Source organism: Lacticaseibacillus jixiensis, assembly GCF_042847315.1.
Taxonomy (GTDB): Bacteria; Bacillota; Bacilli; order Lactobacillales; family Lactobacillaceae; genus Lacticaseibacillus; species Lacticaseibacillus jixiensis.
The window spans coordinates 92,747-100,679 of record NZ_BAAFPR010000010.1 but is presented as its reverse complement, the minus strand read 5'-3'; the positions used below and the strand labels follow the sequence as shown (position 1 = coordinate 100,679).

General features: G+C 54.2%; 6 protein-coding genes. 1 reads left to right on the top strand and 5 read right to left on the bottom strand.

The window, feature by feature from the left end; genetic code table 11:
- Nucleotides 1-107 precede the first annotated feature (107 nt).
- The 5 genes from pelF to ACGG90_RS08410 form a co-directional block, all read right to left on the bottom strand.
- Complete coding sequence (gene pelF / locus ACGG90_RS08430) at nt 108-1,058, bottom strand: GT4 family glycosyltransferase PelF (protein ID WP_390408240.1); 951 nt, start codon at nt 1,056-1,058, stop codon at nt 108-110.
- A 12-nt stretch (nt 1,059-1,070) separates the two neighbouring features.
- Entirely contained in the window at nt 1,071-2,900 is a 1,830-nt protein-coding gene (locus ACGG90_RS08425) for a DUF2194 domain-containing protein (protein ID WP_390408237.1), read from the bottom strand.
- Nucleotides 2,887-3,801, bottom strand: a complete 915-nt coding sequence (locus tag ACGG90_RS08420) for a hypothetical protein (protein ID WP_390408234.1) — start codon at nt 3,799-3,801, stop codon at nt 2,887-2,889. Before ACGG90_RS08420 ends, ACGG90_RS08425 begins: the two co-directional genes overlap by 14 nt.
- 3 nt (nt 3,802-3,804) lie before the next feature.
- Complete coding sequence (locus ACGG90_RS08415; protein WP_390408231.1) at nt 3,805-4,749, bottom strand: hypothetical protein; 945 nt, start codon at nt 4,747-4,749, stop codon at nt 3,805-3,807.
- 430 nt (nt 4,750-5,179) lie between these two features.
- Nucleotides 5,180-5,962: an endo alpha-1,4 polygalactosaminidase gene (locus tag ACGG90_RS08410; protein ID WP_390408228.1), complete on the bottom strand. Its 783-nt coding sequence runs from the start codon at nt 5,960-5,962 to the stop codon at nt 5,180-5,182.
- 263 nt (nt 5,963-6,225) lie between these two features.
- Here ACGG90_RS08410 and ACGG90_RS08405 point away from each other — a divergent pair, with 263 nt between their 5' ends.
- Nucleotides 6,226-7,443: an MFS transporter gene (locus ACGG90_RS08405; protein WP_390408225.1), complete on the top strand. Its 1,218-nt coding sequence runs from the start codon at nt 6,226-6,228 to the stop codon at nt 7,441-7,443.
- The last annotated feature ends 490 nt before the right edge of the window (nt 7,444-7,933 follow it).

Sequence of the window (7,933 nt, the reverse complement as noted above, 5' to 3'; positions counted from 1 at the left end):
TGATCCAGCTGAAAGTGGACAACATCAGGTTTATCTTCCAAAAAAATCACCTCACCAAATATATTGATGAGGCAAGTATAACGCGCTGGATTTTCGGTGAGAATCCGTCATTTGGCTGGGTGCTTACGGATCTTCAGCGTCACCAATTCGGCACACGCATATAGCAGCGTCTTGATGTCTTTGATCGGCACCATGCGAATGATCGCCCCGATTTGCAGCGCGCCTTCGTCGAAAGTGTGCCGAGGCAGGCTCATTAATTCGTTGACCCGCACCCCGTTTGGCACCAAAGCCAGCTTCTTTTCGTCGGCGCCGCCTTGCCGCTGATGGGCTTGGTTGCCTAATGACAAAGTGATCACTTCTTCGGCTGCGTGATAAGCTAACTTGGCCAAATAGCGGAAGAACTTGATCCACTGCGGCTTGAAGGTCAAATCCAGCCAGTCGGTTTGCAAGATATCTTCTTCACGTTCCCGGGCATAAATGCCGTGTTCCGTTAAAATCACTGGAGTCTTGGCCTTAGCATGCATGGTTGCCGCCAACACCCCGGCATAACCGGTGGCAGTGGTTTGGATCAAGTCATATTGGCCGACCGGTTGTTGCAACAAGCGCAACAGCGGCGTCAACATGTTGCGCCATGACCAGTAATAACTCAAGAAGGCCACGGCTTCGTGATTGCGGGCATATTGTTCGCGGATCAGCGTGTAGAATTCCTCACTGGCCAAGAACGTGTCGGCATCCCCCAGCTTTGACGCATCGGCAAACAACCCCAACGCGTCTTCCACCACCGTGTCCATTTCCAGCCAGTGGCTGATCACGGCGAGGTCTTCATCCGTTAGGTTCACCGGCTGCGCTTTGGCGCGCTGGCCGGCTAGCGGATAATCGATTACTTGGTTTAAGTTCTTTGGCAGTTCATAGCGGGATTGGCGCGGGTCACTCGAAGCGGTGATGGCCAACACGTCAAATTCAGCATCAGGCAGTTCTTGGATCAAGTTCTGCACCCAACTGGACACCCCGCCGGTGACATATGGGTAACAACCTTCTGCGATCAATGCAATTCTCATTATTTTCCTCCGTTAATGCACGACGGGAATCGTCACTGCCGCTTGTTTCAACTGCACGCTGTACAAGCCGTCTGACAGTTGGGTGACTTTGCGGTTTTTGAAGTCGCCTGTCGCCAAGCGGCCGTCTTGCAAGCGCACATTGACACTGGCGTTAGTCGGCAAGTGGCGCGCCATGACTTCAATTTGCTTGTCGCTATAAGCCACATCCACGGCGCCTTTGAAATATTGCTTCAAAGTGGCTGTCGCCAAGCGCTGGGTCATCGGCGTGATTTGTGGGAAATTTGTGGCAATGAATTCCAGCTGTTCAGCATAGCCTTCAGCAAGCGTCGGCCAGTTGGCGCCGTTGCCGCGGGCTTGGTCAAACACGTCATCAGGATGGATGAAGTGCGACACCACGCTGAACGTCGCCGCCACTTCGGCGATTTCATAGCGGTTCTTCGGCGTGTTGGCGTAACCGGAGACATTGCGCGGAAAGTTGAACAACGCCGAGTCGGCTTGATTCTCACCGTATTCGGTGACATAACGCGAACTGGTTTGATCCCCGAAATACAGCGCCGCCACCGTGTCCAAATCTTCAAAAACATTGCCTAACGCCTGGATACCGGTGTCTGATAACAAGTTAGAAGGCGGCACATAAGTGGTCACCTTCGCGCGCGAATCCAAGGTGTCGACTAAGTTTGCGACTTGGGTGAGGCTTTGTTCCATTGTGGCTTGATCAGGCCAAGCCTTGTATTTGAGCTTGGCGTCCACTGGATCTTCAGCCAACAGCAATGGCTGGTGGTTAAAGCCGTGCATCGACAATTCGCCGCCAAGTTGCATTAATTCGCGGGTGTATTTCTGACCCGTTTTGCGCATTGCCGCATACAAGTCGACGGTTTGGCCTGACACATCGTTGCCATACGTGCCGATCAGCGCCCCGGTGTACTTAAGGTGGTATTGCTTGGCCAGCTTGGCCATGTCCGGCCACCAGTAATGCGCATAGAAATCCGCAACCGTGGTGGTGTCGCCTGCTGCCGTGGCCACAGTGGTGGTGGCTTCTGGCACCGGCGCTGGGAAATCGTCGATATGCATCACTTGAATGCCGGCTTGGGCGGTGACACTCACCGGTTGCAAGCGCGTCAAGCTTTGCACAAACAAGCCGCGCGCCAGCTTATCCGCCAGATAATGCGTGTTCCAATATTGCACCGTACCGCCTTTGGTGTCGTGGCTGACTAACAGCGGCTGCTCTTGCGCCGAGATCAACGTTTCGGCTTGTGGCACCAGCGTCAAAGCGTTGACGTTATGCGCAAAAGCATCAGAGTCGTTCTCGATCACATTCGGGTAGCCGGGATACACTTCTTGATCGAAGTGCAAACCGGTGACTTTCTCGTCTTTGCCGAATTCCTGCACCCCGATGGCCGCTTGCAGTGCTTTAGACGGTTCATCTAGCGGCGCCATAAACACCACATTGCCGCCATTTTCAATGAACGCCAATAAAGCCGCTTCGTAGTCTGCGACATCAGCGTCGGCGACTAACAAGGTGGAATTCGCATCTGGTTCAACCGTGGCGATTTGATCTGCGGTGAGGTCTTGAAACTCCACTTTGGCATAACTTAGCCCGACTTTGGTGGATTGTTGCAGCTGGGCGGCTTCGGCTTCGCGCGGTTGAACATAGTAGACGCGGTTTTTGCCGGTGAGGGTCGTTTTCTTCGGGGTGTGGTGCACCGAAACCGTTTCTTCAGCGGCGATCGCTGGGAAAACGCGCAGGTGCAATACGTCGCTGCGGATCAATAGAATGCCCGTCACGATCAAGCTGGTCAAGACGGTGATGCCGATCGCGAGGGCTAGTTTAGCCCGTTTCATTCAGCGTCCTCCTTCTTAATAAATTGATGCGTTGGCGCTCGTTGCGGTTGAGTTCCACCAAAGGCGCCGCCCCAAGGTTCTGCAGACGCTGGGCCACTTGTTGCCAATCACTGGTCGCATAAGCCAGGTGCAAGCGGCGATATTGCATCGGCGCATTGGCCACGCCGGCTTGGACCGCATCGTCTAAAGTCTTGGCGGCGTCGGCAAAGCGGTGCGCGTGCAATTGCGCATCCACCAGTGCCGCCCAGAATTGCCACACCCCTGGATAACGCTTGGCCAGCTTAGCGGCGTCAGCTTCCAATTGCTGCCAAGCACGCTTGGCGCTGGTTTGATCCAGCAAAGCCGCATCGATCAAGGCGCGCTGCGCATCTAACCATGCCTTGCCAGCATCGGCAGTGTGCAGCTTGGCATAAGCGTCTTTGGCTTGGGCGATGGCTTGTTGATGGCGATTGGTGAGCTTTTGCCAAGTGGTGGCGGCATAATGCACCGTGTCCACATGGCCGGTATCAAGCGCTTGTTCTAACAAGCGGCCAACTGCCGGGACCTGGGCATTCTGCAATTGCACCACAACATTGGTATGGCCGGCTTCGCGCTTGGCCAACAGCGCCGGGCGCAAGGCTTCGGCTTGGGCGTCTTGTTGGGCTTGCGCGCGCAAGTTGGCGTAGTTCACCACTGGTTCAAAGCGGTTGGCGGCGTGTTCGTCGATCACTGCTTGCCCGGCGTTTTGGCTTGGCTGATAATGCCCGCGCCACCAAATCGCCGCGACCAAACCCACAATGGGAAACACTGCCGAAACGATCAGACACAACGTATCCAGCATCGGCCATGAGCTGTGCCATAACGCCTTAAACAGCAACACACAAAGCAATAAATAGGCTGCATATAGAATGAGGATCATCATACCCTACCCTTCCAGCACATTGGCTAAGACGTTAGCACTTGGCGCCACCGGATAAGCGGCTTCGCGCAAGGCTTCGGTTTCCATACGCATGCCTAAGATCTGCGTGAACCAGCCAAACAAGTTCAATTGTTGTTGGCTAAGCTGTTCAAAAGGCAGATCCAGCGTGATCACATAAGCCAGCTGATCATTGACCAACACCGCCCCAGCCAAGCTTGGCGCATCTTGACTATCGGCTTGCCCACGCAAGATCGGCGCGCCGGATTCGATGGTGCGCTGGATCATCGGCGCTTGGCAAGTGAGCGTTTGCACCGTGGTGCCCGCAGATGCGGCAATCGGCTTCAAAGCATTGTCGCCTCCGCATTCATGCACCACGACATTGGTGGCGCCAAGGTGGCGTTCAAGCTGCTGCACCACCGTGGCTGGGACAAAACGCGGCGCCACATGGTCTAACACTTGGAACAATTCAACCAGTTCTGCGGTTTGGTTGTCAGTCGCCAATAAATTGGTTTTCAATTCGTCTTTGGCGGCGACCACCGTATCAACCGTGCTTTCTAATTCAATGATATCTTTGTGCAATGACGCGTTCTGATAACGTTGGTCTTCCAAGCGTTCCCGGCGCGCGCTGGTGATCCCGCCGATCAGCGCCGCAGCCAGCAGCATCCCGCTCCAATACAGCAGCGCATCAAATTGCCAAAGTTGTAAGAGAATATCTTCTTGCAATAACCCACCGGTATACAACATGTTACCCACGAACAACGCGCCCCAGCTGTACAGCCCGACGCTGATGCCATAATAAGCAGCGAATCCCGCTACTACGAATGCCCCAAGCATAGCCGCATGCGTGGTCGTCATCCAGTTAGTCTCGGCCATTAACAGGCCGATCAGAAATACCCCCACAAGCGGTTCCACGAACTTCAGAATGGTCCGTGTCTGGTTGGTCTTAGCCATGAAAAGTTACTCCTTTCAAACACCCAGAGCGCAGCAGCCCGATCTTAGCGATGTGGATAAGACGGGATGACGCAAAGGCGTTCTTTGCCTTGGCGGCGTCACGGCTTATCCGCAATCGCGTTGGGCTGCGCAGCTCGACGATAAACCAGAGCGAAGTGGCGCGCTGTTAGCGGGTCAGGTAGCCTAGCCATCGTGCTTGGGGCGCTTTTTGCCCCAAACACAATGGCGTAGCTAGCTGCACCCGCGTTGCGCCACGCAGCTCGACGATAAACCAGAGCGGAGCAAAGCGGGTGCGCGATGTGGGTAAGATGGCCTGAGTTTATGGCGCTCTTTGCCATAAGCTTGGGACAGCTTACCCACAATCGCGTTGCTTTGCGCAGCTCGACGATAAACCAAAGCGGAGGGTCTCCGCTTTTCTCAAATTTTTCCCTTACCGCCCTTGTACCACGTCGTACACATCGTTGGGATTGTATGTCACCAGCATCCCTTGCCGCTTGGCTTCTGCTAGCGACGCGGAATCGGCGCACACGGCATACAATTTGGCGTCAGTTGCTTGCAGCCGTTTCAGCCAATCGCGGCTCCATTGGTCTTCGCGAATTTCTTTGGCGCGAAAATCTTCCCATAAGACGCGCTTGACGAAAGCTTGGCTGGTGTCGATATACGTGGCAAAGCCGCGGTTTTGCAACCAATCCAAGTCGGGAAACCGCGCCTGCATGCGGCCTAACCACTCGCGCAATGCTTCGCGCTGGCTGGCTTGCACTTGCGGGTGGTCGGCGAGATAGTCGTCAATATCGCCTACCGTATCCAAGAACACCCCGGTGTAGCCGCCATGAGCCAAGCGCTCGACTTTAGCCGTAAGCGCCTGTTGCACGTCGTCGCGGGTGAGATCCAACATGTACGTGTCCCATGCCGGAATCGCCACGGGTTTGCCGGCGACTTGCAGGCGCGCTTTGGTTGGTAATTCGTAAGCGGGTTCCATTTCCATCACATTCACATAGCCATATACGGCACTGGTCGCTGTCAACGTTTGCAGTTGCGGCGTTGACCACGCATTTGGTTCCACGATCACCAAGGGGTAGGCGCTTAGTTGCTGCACAACTTGTGCACTGGCCTGTCCATAGTAGATCTTGAAGTCACTGCGCTGCATCCACTCACCTCCTGTCATCAGCCCTGCCAAGATAACCAGCCATACCACCAATAACCCCTTGCGCATGGCTTACCTCCCCTGTAATTTAAGGTTAGCAGAATGAAGTAAACGATTGCACGCAAGAACCTGTGGATGATCGTTAATATCATCAATTTCTAATTTTCATCCATCCAGATGGCGCCGCATCAGCATTTTGCCGTCACCGTTAACCGAGGCAAAAGCAGCTGAGCGGACAATTCGACAACTGCAACGTTCACATTTTGTTCACAATTAAGGCGCAAAATGGTCCCTTGTGAGTAAATTAGACAGCAGAGAGGATGATAGGCAACATGGATGAGGAACAGCGCCGGCATTCGCCGTGGAAAAGCAACTTAACGATCTTGTGGGGTTGTACCTTCGTGGCAGGGATCGCTTTCTCCGAGATCATGCCGTTCATGTCGCTGTATGTCGGCCAGCTGGGAGATTTCACCAAGTCGCAAGTCAGCTTCTATTCCGGCATTGTTTACGCCGCCACTTTTCTGATGACGGCCATTGTCAGCCCGTTATGGGGCGCGTTAGCCGATCGCAAAGGGCGCAAGATCATGTTGATCCGCGCGGCCTTCGGGATGGCGGTGGCGATGCTGTTGATGGGCTTGGTCACTAATATCTGGCAATTAATCGGCTTGCGCGCCTTGCAAGGCCTGTTTTCCGGCTACATCTCCAATGCCCAAGCCTTGATCGCCAGCCAAACCCCGCGGGAGAATGCCGGCAAAGCGCTGGGGACTTTGGTCACCGGCTCAACTTCCGGCACCTTAATGGGTCCGGTGTTAGGCGGCGCTTTGGCGCAGTTCTTCTCGATTCGCAACACCTTCTTCATCACCGCCACGCTGTTGTTCATCACCGGGATCATGTCGGCGTTCTTCGTCAAAGAAGACTTTGTGCCTGTTGAGCACTCCAAGCAAGCGCGAGAGCGAGGCTTCCTATCACAGTTCGCCAGTCCCAAGCTAATCATCGTGTTGCTGATTTCTACCATGTTTGTGCAGTTAGGCAACACATCCATCGCGCCGATTATTTCCTTATATGTGAAAGAATTGATGCATAACGCCGGCCCAGTGGCGTTGGTTGCCGGCATCATCGCGGCATTGCCTGGGATCTCCAATATCATGGCTGCCCCGCGGCTTGGCGCATATGGCGACAAGCATGGCAGCGGCCGAGTGTTGATTGCCGGGTACATTTTCGCGGTACTGGTTTATTTGCCGCAAGGTTTCGTACCAGGGGTCGTCGCATTAGGCTTCTTGCGCTTGATGGTCGGGATCTCTGATGGCGCGTTGTTCCCGACGATTCAAACCTTATTGACGAAAAATTCGCCGAGTTCCGCGACTTCTTTGATCTTCTCGTGGAATCAGTCCTTCCAAGCGCTGGGTAACATGTTCGGGTCACTATTAGGTGGGACCTTGGCTGGGGTCTTTGATTATAATGTGGTGTTTATTTCCACTGCGGCATTGTTGTTGACCAATTTCTTGATCCTGTGGTTCACTGCCCCGCAACTGCGGCGGCAAGCAGCGTAAATATAGTAGATACTGGTCACAGCTTGAGTGGCGCAAAGGGACAAATCACCTGATGATGATCTGTACACGTGATATAATGGAAACACAAAGAGCGCGACCTTTGCACAGGCCACGCTCTGAGGCAAAACCGTTTTAAGAACGGTGGTCGAATACTAAGCAAGCATTAAGCCGCTAGCAAATCTCGCAAAAGAATATGGAGCGGCTTTTTGCTTGCTCATTTTTTTCGGATTCTTCCGAACGCCACCATCAGCAAGTGCTTCGCTTCTAGCAGGCAGGTCATCGCCTTGATTAACCGTGTTGCCACATTGACCAAGACTACCAGCGCACCGATGATGGCCGCAACTGATGCAATCGCACCAATCACAAGCCTTGCTGTCGTCGAGCTGCCCAGGTGCAATTTGTTCCGCTCGGGTACGTCTTGGCGACAGTCTGGTCGCGTGATATAATAGAGACACAAAGAGCGCGACCTTTGCACAGGCCGCGCTCCGAG

Bases quoted from the DNA above. Each gene is read 5' to 3' on its own strand.
- pelF (WP_390408240.1), bottom strand. From the start codon at position 1,058: ATGAGAATTGCATTGATCGCAGAAGGTTGTTACCCATATGTCACCGGC.
- ACGG90_RS08425 (WP_390408237.1), bottom strand. From the start codon at position 2,900: ATGAAACGGGCTAAACTAGCCCTCGCGATCGGCATCACCGTCTTGACC.
- ACGG90_RS08420 (WP_390408234.1), bottom strand. From the start codon at position 3,801: ATGATGATCCTCATTCTATATGCAGCCTATTTATTGCTTTGTGTGTTG.
- ACGG90_RS08415 (WP_390408231.1), bottom strand. From the start codon at position 4,749: ATGGCTAAGACCAACCAGACACGGACCATTCTGAAGTTCGTGGAACCG.
- ACGG90_RS08410 (WP_390408228.1), bottom strand. From the start codon at position 5,962: ATGCGCAAGGGGTTATTGGTGGTATGGCTGGTTATCTTGGCAGGGCTG.
- ACGG90_RS08405 (WP_390408225.1), top strand. From the start codon at position 6,226: ATGGATGAGGAACAGCGCCGGCATTCGCCGTGGAAAAGCAACTTAACG.